At 70.0% G+C, this 18,777-nt stretch carries 21 protein-coding genes; 11 read left to right on the forward strand and 10 right to left on the reverse strand.

What is annotated here, in order from left to right; genetic code table 11:
- The first annotated feature begins 25 nt into the window (after positions 1–25).
- The 6 genes from rpe (at position 26) to AB0H93_RS10655 (ending at position 4,721) form a co-directional block, all read left to right on the forward strand.
- Entirely contained in the window at positions 26–706 is a 681-nt protein-coding gene (gene rpe / locus AB0H93_RS10630; protein WP_358571427.1) for a ribulose-phosphate 3-epimerase, read from the forward strand.
- Between the two features lie 75 nt (positions 707–781).
- Positions 782–1,825, forward strand: coding sequence for a bifunctional diaminohydroxyphosphoribosylaminopyrimidine deaminase/5-amino-6-(5-phosphoribosylamino)uracil reductase RibD (gene ribD / locus AB0H93_RS10635; protein WP_358570650.1), 1,044 nt, complete (start codon positions 782–784; stop codon positions 1,823–1,825).
- Positions 1,826–1,841: 16 nt separating this feature from the next.
- Positions 1,842–2,489, forward strand: a complete 648-nt coding sequence (locus AB0H93_RS10640; protein ID WP_358570653.1) for a riboflavin synthase — start codon at positions 1,842–1,844, stop codon at positions 2,487–2,489.
- Complete coding sequence (locus AB0H93_RS10645; protein ID WP_358571429.1) at positions 2,489–3,787, forward strand: bifunctional 3,4-dihydroxy-2-butanone-4-phosphate synthase/GTP cyclohydrolase II; 1,299 nt, start codon at positions 2,489–2,491, stop codon at positions 3,785–3,787. The genes AB0H93_RS10640 and AB0H93_RS10645 overlap by 1 nt, the downstream gene beginning before the upstream one ends.
- Positions 3,784–4,281 (forward strand): 6,7-dimethyl-8-ribityllumazine synthase, encoded by a 498-nt coding sequence (gene ribH / locus AB0H93_RS10650; RefSeq protein WP_358570656.1) that lies wholly within the window; start codon positions 3,784–3,786, stop codon positions 4,279–4,281. Before AB0H93_RS10645 ends, ribH begins: the two co-directional genes overlap by 4 nt.
- Positions 4,278–4,721, forward strand: coding sequence for a PH domain-containing protein (locus tag AB0H93_RS10655; protein ID WP_358570659.1), 444 nt, complete (start codon positions 4,278–4,280; stop codon positions 4,719–4,721). Before ribH ends, AB0H93_RS10655 begins: the two co-directional genes overlap by 4 nt.
- A 252-nt stretch (positions 4,722–4,973) precedes the next feature.
- On the opposite strand, the gene AB0H93_RS10660 is transcribed toward AB0H93_RS10655, so the two are convergent.
- From AB0H93_RS10660 to AB0H93_RS10680, 5 genes are all read right to left on the reverse strand, one after another.
- Positions 4,974–5,459 carry a hypothetical protein gene (locus tag AB0H93_RS10660; protein ID WP_358571431.1) on the reverse strand — a complete coding sequence of 162 codons (486 nt, stop codon included), beginning with the start codon at positions 5,457–5,459 and terminating at the stop codon, positions 4,974–4,976.
- 5 nt (positions 5,460–5,464) lie between these two features.
- Positions 5,465–5,869 (reverse strand): hypothetical protein, encoded by a 405-nt coding sequence (locus AB0H93_RS10665; RefSeq protein WP_358570662.1) that lies wholly within the window; start codon positions 5,867–5,869, stop codon positions 5,465–5,467.
- Positions 5,773–6,495, reverse strand: a complete 723-nt coding sequence (locus AB0H93_RS10670; RefSeq protein WP_358570665.1) for a terminase TerL endonuclease subunit — start codon at positions 6,493–6,495, stop codon at positions 5,773–5,775. Before AB0H93_RS10670 ends, AB0H93_RS10665 begins: the two co-directional genes overlap by 97 nt.
- A 54-nt stretch (positions 6,496–6,549) precedes the next feature.
- A complete protein-coding gene (locus AB0H93_RS10675) occupies positions 6,550–6,864 on the reverse strand; it encodes a terminase large subunit (protein ID WP_358571433.1) in 315 nt (104 codons plus the stop codon).
- A 176-nt stretch (positions 6,865–7,040) separates the two neighbouring features.
- Positions 7,041–7,400: a phage terminase small subunit P27 family gene (locus tag AB0H93_RS10680; protein WP_358571435.1), complete on the reverse strand. Its 360-nt coding sequence runs from the start codon at positions 7,398–7,400 to the stop codon at positions 7,041–7,043.
- A gap of 437 nt (positions 7,401–7,837) precedes the next feature.
- On the opposite strand from AB0H93_RS10680, the gene AB0H93_RS10685 reads away from it, so the two are divergent.
- Positions 7,838–8,395 (forward strand): hypothetical protein, encoded by a 558-nt coding sequence (locus AB0H93_RS10685; protein WP_132484369.1) that lies wholly within the window; start codon positions 7,838–7,840, stop codon positions 8,393–8,395.
- A gap of 715 nt (positions 8,396–9,110) precedes the next feature.
- Here AB0H93_RS10685 and AB0H93_RS10690 read toward each other — a convergent pair.
- The 3 genes from AB0H93_RS10690 to AB0H93_RS10700 all read right to left on the reverse strand — a co-directional run bounded on the left by AB0H93_RS10690 (position 9,111) and on the right by AB0H93_RS10700 (position 12,012).
- Entirely contained in the window at positions 9,111–9,656 is a 546-nt protein-coding gene (locus AB0H93_RS10690) for a hypothetical protein (protein WP_358570668.1), read from the reverse strand.
- A 453-nt stretch (positions 9,657–10,109) separates the two neighbouring features.
- The gene (locus AB0H93_RS10695; protein ID WP_358570671.1) at positions 10,110–10,484 is read right to left on the reverse strand and encodes an FKBP-type peptidyl-prolyl cis-trans isomerase; all 375 of its coding nucleotides are present in this window, start codon (positions 10,482–10,484) and stop codon (positions 10,110–10,112) included.
- A gap of 196 nt (positions 10,485–10,680) precedes the next feature.
- On the reverse strand, positions 10,681–12,012 hold the full coding sequence (locus AB0H93_RS10700; RefSeq protein WP_358570674.1) for a PLP-dependent aminotransferase family protein: 1,332 nt from the start codon (positions 12,010–12,012) through the stop codon (positions 10,681–10,683).
- 127 nt (positions 12,013–12,139) lie between these two features.
- Here AB0H93_RS10700 and AB0H93_RS10705 point away from each other — a divergent pair, with 127 nt between their 5' ends.
- The 4 genes from AB0H93_RS10705 to AB0H93_RS10720 all read left to right on the forward strand — a co-directional run bounded on the left by AB0H93_RS10705 (position 12,140) and on the right by AB0H93_RS10720 (position 16,640).
- The gene (locus AB0H93_RS10705; RefSeq protein WP_358570677.1) at positions 12,140–13,051 is read left to right on the forward strand and encodes a branched-chain amino acid transaminase; all 912 of its coding nucleotides are present in this window, start codon (positions 12,140–12,142) and stop codon (positions 13,049–13,051) included.
- Between the two features lie 163 nt (positions 13,052–13,214).
- The gene (locus AB0H93_RS10710; protein WP_358571437.1) at positions 13,215–13,970 is read left to right on the forward strand and encodes a nucleotidyltransferase domain-containing protein; all 756 of its coding nucleotides are present in this window, start codon (positions 13,215–13,217) and stop codon (positions 13,968–13,970) included.
- A 358-nt stretch (positions 13,971–14,328) separates the two neighbouring features.
- Entirely contained in the window at positions 14,329–15,651 is a 1,323-nt protein-coding gene (locus AB0H93_RS10715; protein ID WP_358570680.1) for an alkyl sulfatase dimerization domain-containing protein, read from the forward strand.
- Between the two features lie 110 nt (positions 15,652–15,761).
- Positions 15,762–16,640 (forward strand): LysR family transcriptional regulator, encoded by an 879-nt coding sequence (locus AB0H93_RS10720; RefSeq protein WP_358570683.1) that lies wholly within the window; start codon positions 15,762–15,764, stop codon positions 16,638–16,640.
- Positions 16,641–16,748: 108 nt separating this feature from the next.
- Here AB0H93_RS10720 and AB0H93_RS10725 read toward each other — a convergent pair whose 3' ends face one another.
- Complete coding sequence (locus AB0H93_RS10725) at positions 16,749–17,897, reverse strand: MFS transporter (protein WP_358570686.1); 1,149 nt, start codon at positions 17,895–17,897, stop codon at positions 16,749–16,751.
- Positions 17,890–18,645: a DeoR/GlpR family DNA-binding transcription regulator gene (locus AB0H93_RS10730; protein ID WP_358570689.1), complete on the reverse strand. Its 756-nt coding sequence runs from the start codon at positions 18,643–18,645 to the stop codon at positions 17,890–17,892. The genes AB0H93_RS10725 and AB0H93_RS10730 overlap by 8 nt, the downstream gene beginning before the upstream one ends.
- Positions 18,646–18,777 lie beyond the last annotated feature (132 nt).

Here is an 18,777-nt window from a genome sequence, read left to right on the forward strand (position 1 = left end):
ACTCCCGCATGTGTCGAACCAGCCGATGATCGCGCCCTCCATCCTGTCCGCCGATTTCGCCCGCCTCGCCGACGAGATGGCCGCCGTGAACGGCGCGCCCGGCGTGCGCGCCGACTGGCTGCACGTGGACGTGATGGACGCGCACTTCGTGCCCAACCTGACCCTGGGGCTCCCGGTGGTCGAGTCGCTGCTGAAGGCGACCGACATCCCGATCGACTGCCACCTGATGATCGAGGACCCGGACCGCTGGGCCATCGGCTACGCCGAGGCCGGCGCCTACAACGTCACGGTGCACGTGGAGGCCGCCAAGGACCCGATCGCGATCGCCAAGGACCTGCGCGCCGCCGGCGCGAAGGCGGGCCTGTCGATCAAGCCGAACACCCCGCTGGACCCGTACGTCGAGGTCCTCAAGCACTACGACACGCTGCTGGTGATGTCCGTGGAGCCGGGCTTCGGCGGCCAGAGCTTCATCGCCGACGTGCTGGACAAGGCCCGCAAGGCCCGCGAGCTGGTCGACACGGGACACCTGAACCTGGTGGTGGAGATCGACGGCGGCATCAACGCCGACACCATCGAGCAGGCCGCGGAAGCCGGCGTCGACTGCTTCGTGGCGGGTTCGGCGGTCTACAACGCCGACGACCCGGCGAAGGCGGTCGAGGCCCTGCGCGCCAAGGCCGCTCCGAACTTCGCCCACGCCCGGCAGTGACGATGTTCCTCCGCAATTTCCATTGAAATCGAAGATTCGATTTCAATGGAAATTGCGGGATGGGGAGGGGAACCGATGGTCGGTCGCGCCGAGGAGCAGGCGATGCGCACCGCGATCGCCGCGAGCGAGCAGGTGCGCGGCACGACCAGCCCCAACCCGCCGGTGGGTTGCGTGGTGCTGGCCGCCGACGGCGAGGTCGTCGGCGTCGGCGCGACGCAGCCGCCGGGCGGTCCGCACGCCGAGGTGGTCGCGCTCCGCGCGGCGGGGGAGCGGGGCAGGGGCGGCACCGCCGTGGTGACGCTGGAACCGTGCTCGCACACCGGCCGGACGCCGCCCTGCACGGATGCCCTGCGGTCCGCCGGGATCGCGCGCGTGGTGCACGCGGCCTCCGATCCCAACCCGCAGGCCGCCGGCGGCGCCGACGTGCTGCGCGCCGCGGGCATTGATGTCCACAGTGGATTCCTGGTCGACGAGGCGGCAAGGGGTCCGCTGCGGGCCTGGCTGCACTTCGCGCGGACCGGTCGGCCGCACGTCACCTGGAAGTACGCGGCCACATTGGACGGTCGCTCGGCCGCCGTCGACGGCACCAGCAAGTGGATCAGCTCCGCCGAATCCCGCGCCGAGGTGCATCGATTCCGCGCGCAGGTGGACGCGATCATCGCAGGCACCGGCACGGTCCTCGCCGACGACCCGCAGCTCACCGCCCGCACACCAGACGGCGCGTTGCTGGCCCGGCAGCCGCTGCGGGTCGTCGTCGGCGACCGCGAGATCCCGCGCACCGCCAAGGTCTTCGACGACGCGGCCGAAACGATCCAGCTGCCCGGCGGCGACCCGGTCGCGGTGCTCGCCGCGCTCGCCGACCGCGGCGTCGTCGACGTGCTGCTGGAGGGCGGCCCGCGGCTGGCCGGCGCGTTCATCGCCGCTGGCTGCGTGGACCGGGTGCTCGCCTACGTCGCGCCGCTGCTGCTGGGCGCCGGCCCGGCCGCGCTCGGGGAAGCGGGAGTGGGAAGCATCTCGGAAGCATGGCGGTTGACAGTCGAAGAGACGACTATGAGTGGCCCCGACGTCCGGATCAGCGCGGTCCCGTTGGACGGCCGACCGGGCGCCGAAGGCGGGTAGTGCGAGGAGGCAGCAGGTGTTCACCGGGATCGTCGAGGAGCTCGGCACCATCGAGGCGGTCGAGCCGTTGGCCGACGGCAGCCGGTTGACCATCGCGGGGCCGGTGGTCACCGGGGACGCCAAGCACGGCGATTCGATCGCCGTCAACGGCGTGTGCCTGACCGTCGTGGCGGTTGGCGACGGGCGGTTCACCACCGACGTCGTTGCCGAGACGTTGCGCCGCTCCTCGCTGAAGGGCATCGCGGCCGGCGACCGGGTCAACCTGGAGCGCGCGATGGCGCTCGGCGACCGGCTCGGCGGGCACATCGTGCAGGGCCACGTCGACGGCACCGCGGTGCTGTGCGGCACCGGCGCCGACGGGCTCACCCGCTTCGAGCTGCCCCGGCGGCTGTCCCACTACCTGGTCGAGAAGGGCTCCATCACCGTCGACGGGGTGTCGCTGACCGTGGTCGACGCCGGTGACGGAGAGTTCAGCATCGCGCTGATCCCCACCACCAAGGAGCTGACCACGCTGGGCTTCCGCGAGCCGGGTGACGAAGTGAACATCGAGGTGGATGTGCTGGCCAAGCACCTGGAACGGCTCGCCGCCGCGCAACTGGACCACCAGGCCCATGGTGCGCAGGCCCGTTCGGGGGACAATGGCGGCGTCAGGGAGGCGCGGTGATGAACCCCGAGGACGAGGTCGCGAACACGGTGAGCACGAAAAGGTTCGACAGCATCGAGCGCGCACTGGCCGACATCGCGGCCGGGCGCCCGGTCGTCGTGGTGGACGACGAGGACCGCGAGAACGAAGGCGATCTGATCTTCGCCGCGGAGAAGGCGACGCCGGAACTCGTGGCGTTCATGGTCCGCTACACCTCCGGCTACATCTGCGTCGGGCTCCCCGGCGAGGACTGCGATCGCCTCGACCTGCCCCCGATGTACTACTGGAACCAGGACCGCAAGGGCACGGCCTACACCGTCACGGTCGACGCCGCCGAAGGCGTCAGCACCGGCATCTCCGCCGCCGACCGCGCCAAGACGCTGCGCGTGCTGGCCGGCGAGGAGTCGACCGCCAAGGACCTGACCAGGCCCGGCCACGTGGTGCCGCTGCGCGCCCGCGAAGGCGGCGTGCTGCGCCGCCCCGGCCACACCGAAGCCGCCGTGGACCTCTCCCGCCTCGCCGGGCTGCGGCCGGCCGGCGCGCTGTGCGAGATCGTCAGCCAGAAGTCCGAGGGCGACATGGCGCGCCGCGACGAGCTGGAGGTCTTCGCCGAGGAGCACGACCTGGCGCTGATCACCATCGCCGACCTGATCTCCTACCGGCGCCGCTTCGAGAAGCAGGTGGTGCGCGTCGCCGAGGCCCGCATCCCCACCGGGCACGGCACGTTCCGCACCTTCGGCTACGACAGCACCATCGACGGCATCGAGCACCTGGCGATGGTCTACGGCGAGATCGGCGACGGCGAGGACATCCTGGTCCGGGTGCACTCCGAATGCCTGACCGGCGACGTGCTGGGCTCGCTGCGCTGCGACTGCGGCCCGCAGCTGGACGCGGCGATGGCCAAGGTCGCCGAGGCCGGTCGCGGCGTGGTGCTCTACATGCGCGGGCACGAGGGTCGCGGCATCGGGCTGATCCACAAGCTGCAGGCGTACCAGCTGCAGGACGACGGCGCGGACACCGTGGACGCCAACGTCGCGCTGGGCATGCCGGTCGACAGCCGCGACTACGGGCAGGGCGCGCAGATCCTGTGCGACCTGGGCATCAAGTCGATGCGGCTGCTCACCAACAACCCGGCCAAGCGGGTCGGGCTGGAGGGCTACGGCCTGCGGATCGTGGACCGCGTGCCGCTGCCGATCCGCCCGAACCCGGAGAACATCCGCTACCTCCGCACCAAGCGCGACCGGATGGGGCACGTGCTGGACAATCTCGACGACGGGGAAGATTCCTCGATCAACGGCGAGACTGGAGTTACGGCATGAGTGGCGAGGGTCGACCGCGGATCAGCGTGCCGAAGGCGGGTGACCTGCGGCTGGGCATCGCCGCGATCCGCTGGCACGAGCGGCTCGTCGAGCAGATGCTCTCCCGCGCGCTGGCGGCGGCGAAGGAAGCGGGCATCGCGGAGCCGACCGTGGTGCGGGTGCCCGGTTCGATCGAGCTGCCGGTGGTCTGCCAGCAGCTGGCGCACCAGCACGACGCGGTGGTCGCGCTGGGCGTGGTGATCCGCGGCGGCACGCCGCACTTCGAGTACGTCTGCGACTCGGTCACCCAGGGCCTGACCCGGGTGGCGCTGGACGAGTCCACGGCCATCGGCAACGGCGTGCTGACCTGCGACACCATGCAGCAGGCGGAAGACAGGGCCGGGTTCGACGACTCGGTGGAGGACAAGGGCTTCGAGGCGACCGCGGCGGCGCTGGAGACGGCGCTGGTGCTGCGGGAGCTGCGCGGCTGGGACGGGGAACGGGGTTTCTTGTGAGTGCCGAGCGGGTGGAGGTCCGGCCGCGGAAGGTGCGGCGGATTGCGATCCCGATCGCTGTCGTGCTGGTGCTGGCGTTCGCGGTGGTCGGGCTGCTGCTGCGCAACACCCCGACCGGCGTGATCTTCTCGGTGTCCGACCAGGTGGCGATGGTGGCGCTGGGCCTGCTGCTGGGCGGCGGCGTGATGCTGCTGACCCGGCCGCGGTTGCGCGCCGACGCCGACGGCGTGGAGGTCCGCAACATCATCGGCACGCAGCGCTTCTCGTGGCCGCTGGTGCAGGCCGTCACCTTCCCGGACGGCGCCTCGTGGGCCCGGCTGGAGCTGCCGGAGGACGAGTACGTGCCGATCATGGCGATCCAGGCGTCCGACGGCGAGCGGGCGATCAAGGCGATGCGGGAGCTCCGCGAACTCCGCCGCGAGGTCGACGCCGCGAACTGAGCGCCGAGCGGCGTGGTGGCGCCTTCGACCGGACGAACCCGGCGGAGGCGCCCTTCACGCAGAACTGCAACCCGATGAGCTGTGCTGTTGCTCTTGTTCCTGGTCAAAGCGGCTGTTAAGCCTGCTCCAGGATATCACTTGCATGACCTTGTGGTGCCCTTGGTATTGCCTGGTCAAGGCTCTGTCGGGTCTGTACAGCTACATGGTTGCTACGCGCAAGATCAACTCCCTGCGCGAGAAGGCGCAGCGGGGCTAGTCGCGCTCTGCTCCATCCGGCCAGATGACGGTGACCGGGAGATCACGTTCACGAGCGGCATCCACAACATCAGCCGTGCCCCCGTAGCCCCGAGCGGGCTTGCCGTCCCACACTGCGACGAGGCGATCTGCCAGCTCGATCACCTTGACGCTGGCCGTCATGTGGGACTCGGAGGTCGAATCCGGGAAGTCGAGCTGAATGATCTCCGAGGCCCGGCTGAACAGTTCGTCGTAGTCGGCGTGGTGCTCTTCGGGAAGCTTCTCGCGGTAGTTGACTGCCGGAACGATGACGATCAACGACCCGCCTTGATCGAGAACAGCACGTGCGAAGAGCGCATCGGCGCCGTCCGCGATGCAGCTCAGCCCGATCAGGGAGTCGCCGTACTTCGCCAGCTCCGAACGGAGTGCATGCTGCACCAGCTCTGTGGTCTCCGCACGGCTCGCGGTCCTGCAGAGCCCCGGCACCGCCGTGCACGCCCACATCAAGCTCACCAACCCATCGCAGCGGTCGGCACGGCGTCGATGCGTTTGCCGACGGCGGCGCGGTCGGGCTTGTCGGGGCGGAGCTGGTCGGCGTCGCCGGGTGGGTGGCGGACTTCCACGGCGTCGAAACACCACTCGGCGACGGGGTTGGCGTGGTGGGTCGAGCCGCGTGACTTGGTGAGTGCCATCAGCTCGGTCATGCCGTAGGTGAGGCCGCGGTAGGTCTGCGGGATCGGTGCCAGGTCGAGCCGCGTCTTCCTCTGGATCTCCTGCCGCACCGGTTCGCCGCTCCATTCGTCGTACCCGGCGGCCATCACCTTGAAGTCGCGGCAGTCGGCGTAGATGACGTCGTAGTCGATGACATCGCCCGGCGTGACGGTGATCCAGCCGCCGTCGGCCCACTGTGACACCCGGCCGTTGGTGCGGGAGCGAGGAACTGCACCGCCGACTCGGGCAGCCAGAACCGCCACAGCATCGAGGGCATCCCGTCCAGCCCGTCGGGGATCAGTAGCGCCCAGGCGGTCATGTCGAGCTTGGCCGCCAGGTCGAGCCCGCCGTAGGCCCGACGCCCGGCTAGCTCGGCGCGCAGCCAGTCTGGGGCCGGGGCGACGGTGCCCGCGCACTGGCGGTAGAGGTGCATCGGCATCCACCGATGGCTTTGCTGAACCCACTGGTTGAGCCGGTACTGCCGGAACGCGTTCTCCTTCGACGGGTCGCGCGCCTCTTCGGCCTCCTGGGGCAGGGACCGGATCGAGAGGAAGTCGCCGAGCGCGGGGTTGGCCAGCGGCCAGTTGCGCTCGTCCCAGGGGTCAGCGTCCTCGGGGACGTTGCGGACGTAGGCGAACCGGTGCCGCGCACGGTCCGGGTCGTCCATGATCCGCACACACTCGTCGTGCTCGGATCGGGCGAAGCTTGCGGGGTCGTCGCCGGCGGTCGTGGCGGCGATCATCATCGGCTGCATGCGCGTGCCCATGCCGGTGCGCATCGCGTCCCACAGCCGGGCGTCGCGCTGTGTCAGCGCCCTATCGAAGACCACGCCGTGCGGGTTGTGCCCGAGGTTCCCGGCCGCGTCGGCGGCGACGACCTCGTATTAGCTGCCGGTGCGCTCGTCGAGGATTCTCTTGATGTGGTCCTTGACCACCAGGCGGGACGAGAGCACCGGGGAGAGCTTGACCATCCGGGCGGCGACATCGAAGACCTTGGCGGCCTGGCCCCGGTCCATCGCGCAGCCGTAGATCTCTGCGCCTTCCACGCCGTCGCCGACCAGGAGGTAGAGCGCGATGAAGGCCAGCAGTTCGGACTTGCCGTTCTTGCGCGCCAGCTCGATCCAGCCGATCTGGTAACGGCGGACGTAGGACTCCCACTCCGGATCCCACGCGACTTCGCCGAACAGCGGCTCGATGATGTCGCGGCGCTGTCAGGGCGCGAGAACGAAATGGCCGGCGAGCCCACTTGTCCTTCGTGTGCACGCACAGCTCGGCGCAGAACGCCACCGCGTGCGCAGCCCTCGGACGGCAGAAATGATCGCCGCGCTCGCGGCAGGTGTCGCCGTCGAGGGTGAACCCGCACTCGGGCAGCTGCTCAGGAGAGCAGGCGTTCGGCACCTGGTCCCTTGGCGGCACCGGAGACGTCGACCTTCAGCTGCGTGCGGTCGGACGGGGTGAGCCCGAACCTCGCGCCGTACTGCGCGAACGTCGCCTCGGCCTCCCGCTGAACCGTCAGCGCTGGATTCTTCACGAAGCCGTTCGGCCCCTGCACTAGCAGTGCGGAGCCGTTGACCAGCTTGGTCGCCTGCTTGTACCGGGCCAGTGCCTCGCACACCACCACGAAGGCGTCCACGTCCCACGGGGTGAGCACGCCGACCGCGATCAGGCTGGGCGCCAGCCGGTCCCATGCGGCGCGGGCGTCGTCGGACAGATCCGCCCATATGGCTGCCTCCAGTCAACAACTGCGCCCAAGTATTTGTACATGAGTAGACTTACTGGCATCCATTGGATGTAAACGAAAGTAATCACCCAAAGCGATGCTTGAAAAGCGTCGATACCGATGATTTGATCACGAGCGTGTTCACAAGAAACCAACCGAGCAAGCGAAAGAATCGATTCACGTCCCGCGCCGTCGCGATCGCGGCAACCTCGTTTCCAGAACTGCCTTCTTGACACAATGGTTCACGGGCGTTGGGACCGGCCCGGCAGCAATCCGGCCTACTCTGTGTGGGCCTGGAGATTTGGCCCTGGCCCCAACGACGTCGCCGAGTTTGTCTACCAAAACAGCGATGGAGAAGGGGTAACCTTCTACACGAGGGGTCCTGTCAGCAACGATTGGGTACGTTGCGACGCCGCCTAGCCTGAACGCGATCTTTCCAAGATAATGCCGCCGTGGAAGGTGACTCTACGATTTCGGAAAAGTTCGATGTCGCGCTGACTATCAAGAATGGGTGGTGTGAGCTCTCGGTCGAAACTGACGAGCAAACTCATTCATTTAAGGCCACGTTCATGCGGAATGCGCTGAATAATCTTGTCGAGGCGACGCTCGCCTTGGCAGAGGGTGCCGATGTTGCGTGCGTCCTGTGGGGGGGAGAAGGGAACGCCCCCGGGGCAAATGTCTTTCTGGATATGTCGTTGGACCACTACGGCAATATGGGCGTTGCCGTACACGAAGCCGAGCACTGGACGTGGCTTCAGCCGACGACGAAGTGGACGCCGCGCAGGGGAAAGTGCTTGCTTGAAGCATACGTACCCTTCTCGGGCTTCCTAGTTGGACTCACGCGAGAACTTCAGCGCATTCGAGTCAATGATACGGACGAGTCCGCCTTCATTACGCAATGGCGTCACTCGTTTCCTGCGGCCAAGTTTGAAGCTCTCGAACGCATTGGTGGACGCCATGGCTATATTCCGCGTTCCAAAGAAGAGTTGAACAGGCTTAGCAATCCATAAACAGAAGGAGTTAATTTTCGAATGCGTGTAACTGGGGTAACTTTCGGGGTGTTGGCGCTCGCTCTGGCGCTTTCGCCTGCCGCATCGGCTTCCCAGGACGGCTCAGTCGCATCCCCTCCGGCACCCGCCTGCGTCACCTGGAAAGTTCAGGAGGGGGGCTTCCTTTATTGGACGATGCGCATCCACAACGATTGTAGGACTCCTCAGTATGTGAGGATTGATACGACCGACGCGCCGGACACTGCTTGCGTCAACGTTGCTCCGTATCAGTTCGCAGATGTTGAGATGGCTGCGCCGTCCAGCGGCGATCCGAATGACGGCTACATTCGCGGCATACTCTTGTGTGAATAGTCCGGGCCAAGGTTGGCTGCGCCAGCAACTGGCGCACCCAACCTTTTACGTGCCGGAGCTGCGTCCGCCCGCAGCGCCCGCCGCCCGGCGGCTGCGGAACATGCTGCCCGCAACCCGGCGGACCGCTCCACCTCCAAGTCGGAACCGCATGGCCTCCTCCTTCCCTTACTCGTCGTCCATCTCCACGCCGTGCACCCTGGCCACGGCGTAGCCGTCCATGTACTTGTCGCCGATCGCCAGCAGTCCAGCGTTGCGAAGGAACTTCTCCTTGTCCTCGCGGGACTTCCCGTGTCATGGCCAATGATCACTGCGGCCCACAGGTGCGACGGCATCGCGGCGGCGAGCCGGTCCAACTCGGCGTCGGTCAACAAGCGTCGCCGGGTGGGCTGTCCCTACGCACCGTGATGCCCCAATGCGCCGGATGGTGCTCGGGGGCCAGCAGGCCGTCGCGGACAGCCCGACGGGCCACAACGCCCAAGGCCACGATCCGGGTCTGCCTCGTCTTCGCAGCGAGGTGCCCGATGGTGGAGTAATAGCGCTCGATCGCGTCGGCAGTCAGCCGGTCCACCGGGAAGCCTGGACCGAAGTGCTCCCGCACGGCGCTGCGCACCGCGCCCTCGTAGGTGGTGCGGGTGCTCTTGGCGAGATCGGGAGTCCGGTCGATGGCACCGGGCGCGTAGGCGTCCAGCGTCACCACCCCGCGCCGGGGAGCGACCTCTGCGTCCAGCCCAGCGGAGATCGCCCTCAGATAGAGTTCGTACGCGTCCCCTGCCGCCTTGGCGATGACCTTCGTCGGGTAGTCCGGCGAGTCCGGCACCCGAGCGCACAGCCGTCGGCCAGACGCATCGGCCAGTGGTTCCCGGTAGTAGGCAGCCCAGCTGCCCGAGGCGAGTGATCGCGCGTAGCCCATTGCTCATGTCCCTTTCGGTCATGAGCACAGCGCATGGGCGAGCCTAGCCCAGGATCAGGCCCGGTGATGATCTTGTGTAGCGCTACGAGTAGCAGACGCCGTATCAAGATCGACTTCACTGGGCCTGACCTGGGAGGACACATGCTGTCCGATTTATCGGTCAGATGCGCCCTTTCGTTTCCGCAGGCCGAACGCCTGGGCAGTGGGGCGGAAGTTTCCCGATCTCAAGCGAAATCGGACCGCCGAGAACCGCGCCGACCGCCTGGGGTGGGCTTAAGGCGTTCCGTTTTCAGGCAATATCGGAGCATCGCGGACCGCCGCGACCGCCTGGGCGGGTCCAGGGCTTTCCGATTCCAGGCAAAATCGGGAGATCTCCCGAGCGCCGTGATAGCCGTCGGCCGTGAGTCTTCTGGGTCGCTATCGCAGCCCAGAAGACTCACGGCCGACGAGCCGTCAGCCGGCCGAGACCAGGTCGCAGACGAAGACCAGCGTCTCGCCGGGCGCGATCACGCCGCCCGCGCCGCGGTCGCCGTAGGCGAGCTGCGGCGGGATGGTGAGCTTGCGGCGGCCGCCGACCTTCATGCCCTGCAGGCCCTTGTCCCAGCCCGCGATGACCTGGCCCGCGCCGAGCCGCAGCTCCAGCGGCGCGCCGCGGTTCCAGCTGGCGTCGAACTCCTTGCCGGTGCTGTGCGAAACGCCCACGTAGTGCACGGCGACCTGGTCGCCCGCCTTGGCCTCAGGGCCCTCGCCGACCTCGATGTCCTCGATCACCAGGTCCGCCGGCGGCGCGCCGGTCGGCTTGGCGACCTGCGGCTTTTCCTTGTTCACGTGCGTTCTCCTCGATCGATGGTGCGCAGCGTCGTGCAACGGCTGCCGGTGAATTGTCTCGGACGGTCCCATGTGGAGCACACTCGCCCGGGCTTCGTTCCAGGGTGGACGGATACGGCTGAGCCGGTAACCGTGCGTGTTTTGTGCTGCTATGACGGCACAAAGCACGCGCGGCCCAGGGGCTGCCGGGCCTGGTTCACGGCCGTTCCCAGGTCCGGGCGAGCGCGGCGACCGCCTGGTCGAGCAGTTCCGGGCCGAGGGCGAAGCTGAGGCGCAGGTGGTCGCGGTGGCCGCGGTCGGCCGCGAACAGCGAGCCGGGCGCCACCGCCACGCCGTTGTCCCGGGCGAGCTCGGCGAAGCGGTCGGTGTCGGTGCCGGGCAGCCGGACCCACAGCGACAGGCCGCCCGCGGGCCGTTCCCACGTCCACTGTGGAAGGTGGCTGCGCAGGATGCCGGCGAGGTGGTCGCGGCGGCGCGCCAGTTCCGCTCGCCAGGTCGCGAAGTCGTTGTGCCGCAGCAGTTCCGCCGCGAACCGCTGCCCGACCGTGCTGGTCGCCAGGTCGCTGGTCTGCTTGAGCTCGGTCAGCTGCGCCAGCAGCGGTTCCGGCGCGACGAGCCAGCCGACCCGCAGGCCGCCCCACAGCACCTTCGACAGCGAGTGCACCTCGACCGCGCCGTGCGGGTGCTCGTCGGCGAACCGGCCGGGCCGCGGTCCTTCGTGCACCAGCTCGGCGAGCGTGCGGTCCTCGACGACGGGCAGGGCGGCGTCGCGCGCGATCCCGGCGAGTTCCCCGACGCGATCGGCGTCGGCCACCGTTCCGGCCGGGTTGTGCACCGCCTGCGCGTAGGCGAAGGCGGGCCGGTGCCGCTCGATCGCGTCGCGGAACGCGTCGGGCAGCATGCCGCGCCGGTCGGTGGCCACGGCGACGGCCCGCGCCCCGCAGCTCTGGATCGCGGCGAGCGCGCCGGTGTAGGTGGGGTCTTCGACCAGCACCGCGTCGCCGGGGCGGGCCAGGCAGCGGGTCGCGAGGTCGATGCCCTGCTGCCCGCCGCCGGTGATCAGCGGCTCGCCGCCGATGAGCTCCCGCAGGCCCGGCTCGCCCGGCAGGTCGTAGCCGTGCCTGCTCGGCGTGCTCAGCAGCGCGGCCGGATCGAGCTTGGGAACCCGCAGGTGCGACGGATCGGGAACGACCGAAGTGGACAGGTCGGCGAACACCGCGCCGGGGCGCAGCAGCCGGCCCATCGCCGACTCCCGCCCGGCGGCGGCCAGGTAGGTGCCGCTGCCGTGCCTGCGCTCGCAGACGCCCTCCTCGAACAGCGCGTTGAACGCCGCGGCCACCGCGCCGCGGCTGCACTCCAGCACCCGGGCGAGGTCGCGCTCGGACGGCAGGCGGGTGCCCGGGCTGAGCGCGCCGGTGCGCGCGAGGTCGGTCAGCGCGGCCGCCAGCCGGCGGCTGAGCGGGCCGTTCCCGTGGCGGAGCCGGTCGCGGATCAGCGCGGCGAATTGGTCCACATCGGCACTCGGCATGGGGCCATTCTGCACCAGGGAGGATTAATCACTAGTGGATGAACTGGCCACTTGGTAGCGTGCCAAGTGGCCGCGAAGTGGCTTGTCCCACATCGCGAGATATGCCACTTTGGTGAAGGGGATGGCGATGGCGCTGACCGAGGCGGAATACATCTGGATGGACGGCGCGCTGGTGCCGTGGCGCGAGGCCCAGGTCCACGTGCTCAGCCACGGGCTGCACTACGGCACCGGCGTTTTCGAAGGCATCCGCGCCTACGCCACGGCGGACGGGCCGGCGCTGTTCCGGCTCGACGAGCACCTCGACCGGCTGTTCCGCAGCGCCAAGATGCTGCGCATGACGTTGCCGCACCGCAAGGAAGAGCTGCGCGAGGCGACGCTGGAGCTGGTGCGGGCCAACGGGCACCGCTCCTGCTACGTCCGCCAGCTGGCCCACCTCGGCTACGGCGTGATGGGCGTCGACCCGACCGGCGCGCCGGTGCAGATGTCGATCGCCAGCTGGGAGTGGGGCGCCTACCTCGACGGCGGCGACAGCGGCGTGCGGCTCATGACGAGTTCCTGGCGGCGCAACGATCCCTCCGTGGTGCCGACCGCCGCCAAGGCCACCGGCCCGTACCTGAACTCCGCGCTGGCCAAGCTGGAGGCGCGCGAGGCCGGGTACGACGAAGCGGTGCTGCTGAGCACCGACGGCTACGTCAGCGAGTGCTCCGGCGAGAACATCTTCGTCCGGCGCGGCGACGTGCTCTACACGCCGCCGTCGAGCGCGGGCGCGCTGGAAGGCATCACCCAGGACTCGGTCACGACGCTGGCCACCGACCTGGGCATCACCGTGCGCCGCGAGAACCTGCTGCGCTCGGACCTGTATTCGGCCGACGAGATGTTCCTCTGCGGCACCGCGGCGGAGGTCACCCCGGTCCGCGCGGTCGACAACCGCGAGATCGGCGAGCCGGGCCCGGTGACGCGCAAGATCCGCGACGCCTTCGCGGCGGCGATGACCGGTGCCGACGAGCGCTACCGGCACTGGTTGACCCACGTCGGTTGATCGACTTCCGCCGCGCGGCTGATAGCCTCCGCGGCATGGACTCCTGACGGTGGACGAAGGACCCGCCGGGCGAACCGCGCCCGCGCGGGATTCGCCGCGCGACGGGCGGAAACGGCCCGTCGCGCGGATGCTGGTCGCATCGCCGAAGGAGTCTGATCAAGTGCTGGAAGATGCCGAATTCGAAGCCCGCGTCGCGGACCGGCTGGCCGCTTTGCCCGGGGTCCGGGCGGTGAGCCTCGGCGGCTCGCGAGCCCAGGGGATCCACCACGCCGACAGCGACTGGGACTTCGCGATCTACTACCGCGGCAGCTTCGATCCGCAGGACCTGCGCGACGTCGGGTGGCCCGGGGAGGTCTCCGAGCTGGGCGAGTGGGGCGGCGGCGTGTTCAACGGCGGCGCGTGGCTGCAGATCGAGGGCCGCCACGTGGACGTCCACTACCGCGACCTGGACGTCGTGGAGCACGAGCTCGCCGAGGCCCGGGCCGGCCGATTCCAGTGGCAGCCGCTGATGTTCCACCTCGCGGGCATCCCCAGCTACCTGGTGGTCGCCGAGATGGCCATCAACCGGGTGCTGCACGGCGAGCTGCCGCGGCCGGAATACCCGGACGCCCTCCGCGAGGCCGCACCCGCGGTCTGGTGGGGGCAGGCGTCGATGGGCCTGGCCTACGCGCGGGCGAACCACGCGCCGCACGGCCGGCTCGCGGAAACGGCGGGCCTGATCGCGCAGGCCGCCTGCCAGGCGGCGCACGGGGTGCTCGCGGCCCGCGGCGAGTGGGTCACCAACGAGAAGCGCCTGCTGACCAGGGCGGGCCTGCGCGACGTCGACCGGGTGGTGGCCGGGCTGACGGCGCAAACGCTGGTCGAAGCGGTGGACGAAGCCCACGCCCTGTGCGACGCGGCAGTATCCGCGGCCAGGTAGGAGCTTGTTTCCAGGCTCGTCCTGCGTTGCGATGCGGGTGGCGGAACCTCAGGGGTCTTCTCGCTGTGGGATCCCCGACTCATGAATGACCACGTCGGGGCTGTCCTCGCGAGAAGGACCCCTGAGAACCCGCGGCGGTGCGACTTTCGTAGGTGGGCTAAGCGGCTGCGCCGCTTCAAATTCCCGGCCTGCCGCATCTGCACCGCTACATCGGAACGATCTCTTCGGTAAGACCACAACGCTCACGAGGGGGCCTGGGCCTGTCGTTATAGGGCGGTCTTATCCGCGGGGGCGGAAACGCGTATTGGACCCGCCGGGGCTCCGCCGCCGAGGATGGCCGCGGCGGAAAGGAGCCGTGATGGCGAAGGATTTCCTGGCGTACTGCGACGAGGTCTGGCGCGGCGAGGCGACGACGGCCGACTACCAGAAGGGCAGCTGGCAGGACGGGCACGTCATCGAACTCGCCGAGGGCGTGGCCCTCTTCCCGGCCTTCGGCAACGTCGTGGCCGTCCGGGGCGAGGACGGGCTGCTGCTGTTCGACACCAGCCACGAGCGGTTCAGCGCCCGGCTGCACGCCGCCGTGCGCGCCTGGAGCGACCTGCCGCTGCGCTACGCGGTCTACTCGCACGGGCACATCGACCACGTCTTCGGCGTCGGGCCGTTCGACGCCGAGGCCGACGAGCTGGGGCGGCCCCGGCCGGTCGTCGTCGGTCACGAGGCGGTCGTCGCCCGGTTCGACCGCTACAAGCTCACCAGCGGCTACAACGAGGTGATCAACCAGCGGCAGTTCCAGCGCGCCGACTCCCGCTGGCCGCTCGACTACCGGTATCCCGACGTCACCTACCGGGACACCATGACGCTCACCGTCGGCGGCCGCGAAGTCCGGCTGCACCACGGCAAGGGCGAGACCGACGACGCGACCTACGCCTACCTGCCGGACCAGCGGGTGCTGATGACCGGCGACATGTTCATCTGGGTCACGCCGAACGCCGGGAACCCGCAGAAGGTGCAGCGCTATCCCCGCGAGTGGGCGCAGGCGCTGCGGCACATGGCCGGGTTCGGGGCCGAGATGTTGTTGCCCGGCCACGGGATTCCCATCGTCGGCGCGGACCGGGTGCGCGCTGCGCTGCTGGACACCGCTGAATACCTGGAGAGCCTCGTCGAGCAGGCCCTGGAGCTGATGAACCGCGGAGCCCGGCTCGACGAGATCGTGCACGCCGTGCGCCCGCCGGAGCACCTCGCGGACAAGCCGTACCTGCGGCCGGTGTACGACGAGCCGGAGTTCGTCGTGCGCAACGTGTGGCGGCTCTACGGCGGTTGGTACGACGGGAACCCGGCGCACCTCAAGCCCGCCCCGGACGCGCAGCTGGCGACGGCGCTCGCCGAACTCGCCGGCGGCGCGGCGGCGCTGACCGAACGCGCGAAAGCCGCTGCGGCGGCGGGGGAGTTGCGGCTGGCCTGCCACCTCGTCGAGTTCGCGGTGCAGGCGGAGCCGGACGACACCGCGGTGCACGAGGTCCGCGCCGACATCTACGCGCAGCGCGCCAAGGAGGAGCTCTCGACGATGTCGCGCGGCGTCTTCTCCTGGGCGGCGGCGGAGTCGAGGGGCCGGGTCAGCGGCACCGGCGTGCTCGACGAGGTGGCGGAGGCGTCGAAGGGCAAGACCCGCTGGGCGATCTGACGGGCCCACCGGACGCGGAGGGGGTGGGGTCCGGAGGCGGGCGGGTGGGCCTTCGGCGGGCGGGTGCTGGTCGGGGCCGGACCGGTGGTCGGCGGCTTAACGTGATGGGCGTGGATGCGCGTCAACTCCGGTACTTCCTGGCCGTCGTCGAGCACGGCACCATGACCAAGGCCGCCGAGGCCATGCACGTCTCCCAGCCGTCGCTGTCGCAGGCGATCGTCGGGCTCGAACGGGAGTTGCGGACGCAGTTGTTCCACCGCACCGGGCGCGGCCTGGTGCTCTCCGCGGCGGGCCAGGCCGCGCTGGAACCCGCCCGGCGGGTGGTGCACGGGCTGGCCGAGGTCGCCTCCGCCGTGGAGCCGGTCCGGGAGCTCTCCGGCGGTCGGCTCGACCTCGTCGTCCAGCACCTGCTCAGCGGTTGGGGGGTGGCGGTGGTGGCCGCGTTCTGCCACCAGTACCCGCAGGTCGCGGTGCGGATGATCGAGCCGCCCAACTGGCACCGGATCGGCCGCACCGTGCGCACCGGGACCTGCGAGCTCGGCCTGTGCACGCTGCCGATCGCCGACGGCGAGGGCCTGCACACCAGGCAGCTGGCCAGCCGCGAGCTGCACATCGCACTGCCCGCGAACCACCCGCTCGCCGACGGCGAGGGCCCGCTGGAGCCCGCCGCGCTGGTCGACCAGCGGTTCGTGACCAGCCCGCCCCGGACGGTCTGGCGGACGCTGCTGGAGGAGGTGCTGGAGGAGACCGGCCGCAGCCCGGTCGCCGCCGTCGAGATCACCGCCAACAGCGGGGCCATCCCGCTGGTCGTCGCCGGGGTGGGCGTCGCGGTCGTCGCCGGGCAGACGGTCCACCAGGCCCGCGAGCAGGGCGCGGTGGTCCGTCCACTTCGGACCGATGTGCGGATGCGGGTCGGCGTCGTGCACCGCCCCGGCCCGCTGTCCCCGGCGGCCGAGGCCCTGATCGCGCTGCTGGAGCGCGACGAGTAGCCCGGCGATCGGCTCGGGCTCGCCGTTCACCAGCGCGGAACGTGATCCGCCACGCCGGAAGCCGTTCGCAGCAAAGGACGTCCGCCCGAACGCGGAAACCGGTGCGGCTCAGCGGGGCCGGACCGCGGCGGCGGAGAGCGCGACGAATGCGGCCAGCACCGCCGGGATCGCGAGGCCGGTGGTCAGGTCCGTCCAGCTGGTGACCAGGCCGATCACCACCGGGCCCGCGAGCAGGCCGCCGTAGCCGAGCGTGCTGACCTGCGCGAGATCCCGGCCGCTGCGGCTCGGATCGCGGTTGCCCGCCGCGTTGAACACCTGCGGGATGATGCACGACAGCCCGATGCCGAACAGGGCGAAGCCGATGATCGCCGCCGCCGGGTGGTGCAGCAGCAGCGCGCCGCCGAGACCCACGGCCGCGACGGTGCCGCAGCACCGCACCAGGACGACCGGCCCGAGCCGGGCGACCAGGAAGTCGCCGAGGAAGCGGAACACGGCCATCGTCGCGGAGAACACCGCGTAGCCGATCGCCGCGACCGCCGGGCTGGTCTGCAGGACGTCGTGCAGGTACAGCGGCGACCAGTCCGCCATCGAGCCTTCGCCCAGCGAGCAGAAGAAGGCCAGCACGCCCAGGAACAAGATGCCCGGCGAGATCCCGCGCTGCCGCACCGGCTTTCCGGCAGAAGGGGCCTCCGGAGGCAGCAGCGCGCGCCGCGCGATCACCGACACCACGCCGAGCGCGGCCGCGACGAGCGCGAAGTGCGCGCCGACGCCGATCGCCGCGTGCGCCGCGAGCGCGCCCACTCCGGCGCCGAGCAGGCCGCCGACGCTGAACATCGCGTGGAACGTGCTCACGATCGGGCGCCCGTACCGCCGCTGCACCTGCATCGCGTGGGTGTTCATGGCCACGTCGACGGTGCCGTGCCCGGCGCCGAACAGCAGCAGCGCGGCCACCAGCGCGGGGAGGTTCCCGGCGATGCCGGGCAGCAGCAGGCTCGCCGACATCGCGATGCCTGCCGGTCCCAGCACCCGCGCGCTGCCGAGGCGGTCGGCGAGGTGCCCGACGATCTGCATGGCCAGCACCGAGCCGGCCGCGACCGCGAACAGCGCCAGCGTCACCTGCGCGTCGTCTAGGCCGAGGTCCTGCTTGATCGCCGGGATCCGCGCGGTCCAGGTGCCCAGCGCCGCGCCGGTGATCACGAAGTAGGCCGTCACGGCCCACCGGGCCCGCTGCGGGACGGCGACGGTCGTCTCAGACAACGCGCACCTCCACGCCCGCCGCGGCCAGCTCGGCGCGCGCGTCGGCAGGCGCGGCCCGGTCGGTGACGATCACGTCGATGTCGGTGATCGGGCAGACGAATCCCAGGCCGGTCCGGGCGAACTTGGCGCCGTGGCAGACGGCGACGACGCGCTGCGCGGCGGCCACCGCGGCCTGCTTCACCGGCACCTCCTCGAGGTCGTGCGCCGTCAGGCCGTGCGTCGCGGAAAGCCCGCACACGCCGAGGATCGTGGTGTCCACCCGCAACGCGCGCAGCGACATCTCGGTGAGGTGGCCGATGAACGACAGCTCGCCCGGCTTCGTCCGCCCGCCCGGCATCAGCAGGTCGACCTGCGGCGCGCCGCTCAGCGCGTTCGCCGCGTGCAGGTCGAGCGGGATCGCCGTGATCCGGCGGTGCGCGAGCCGCTTGGCCACCTCCAGCGTCGTCGTGCCGGAGTCGATGATCACGGACTCGCAGTCCGCGATCAGCTCCTCGACCGCCGCGGCCAGCTGCTTCTTGGTCCCGGTCTCGTCGCGCTCGCGGAGCGGGAACGGCGCGGAGTGGCCGCGCAGGAAGCTCACCGCGCCGCCGCGCACCCGCCGCAGGACGCCCTGCTCGGCGAGTTGGTCGAGGTCGCGGCGGATGGTCATCTCCGACGAACCGGTCGCCTCGGCCAGCTCGGCCACCGTGACCCGCTCCGCCCGTCGCAGCCGCTCGATGATCGCCGAAGTTCGTTCCGAACTCTCCACGAGTTCAATCGAACAAGAAAGATGTTCGAAAGGCAACCCCGCACGCGGGTGCGATGTGCGAACCCGGGGCGGTGCACTGCTCCGGGTGAGGGACAATGGGAGTCGACGGCGTGGAGACGTCGGGTAGGAGGA

Origin of the sequence: Saccharopolyspora sp. NPDC050642 (genome assembly GCF_040654735.1) — a bacterium.
GTDB lineage: Bacteria > Actinomycetota > Actinomycetes > Mycobacteriales > Pseudonocardiaceae > Saccharopolyspora > Saccharopolyspora elongata.